Raw genomic sequence first — 536 nt, 5'->3', positions numbered from 1 at the left:
TCTCATCGACGTCACTGTAAATCTGCGTTTAGTTTACCTGCGTAAGATGATGAAATGAACTTTAGTTCTCATCTTTGCTTGCTTGCAACTCTGAATCGATCGGTTAAAGTGGCGTTTTTATGAAACTAAGAAGACGATATTGTGCGCTACTCATTTGACCAATATGACGCTCATGGATTTTTGAAAGCGCCTATTCTTGTTTGGCTAGGATGGATGTTTCTGGCTCGCTCTTGGGTGGTTTTTGCAATGGCGGGTGTCAGCCGAGAAAGCGGCAGCAAGCTTTTGTCCATTGTCTATCCTGATTCCAGCACGTTGTATTTAGGTTTGTCGATTGGTATTCCAAGCCTGTTATTGATGTGGCTGATGGGATTGCGTCATCCAGATCGTGGTTGGGTAAATCAAATAACGCGATATGGCCGTGAGATGACTTTGATCTTGTGCGGTATTCAACTTGCTCAGACCATGTATCATGTGTACCTAGAACATGGTGTATTCAATTGGGCAAATGCCCTAACCATCACCTTATTAACTTGGTT

The 536-nt window shown here is 43.1% G+C and carries 1 protein-coding gene; it reads left to right on the top strand.

The window, feature by feature from the left end; translation table 11 throughout:
- Positions 1 to 141: 141 nt before the first annotated feature.
- Positions 142 to 536, top strand: a 395-nt coding sequence (locus tag R7093_RS27640) for a DUF2919 domain-containing protein (RefSeq protein ID WP_318147331.1), incomplete at its 3' end; no start/stop codon positions are given.

Source organism: Vibrio sp. 1580, assembly GCF_033340055.1.
Note: the sequence above shows the minus strand (reverse complement) of the source record. Positions and strands in the feature narration are given on the sequence as shown.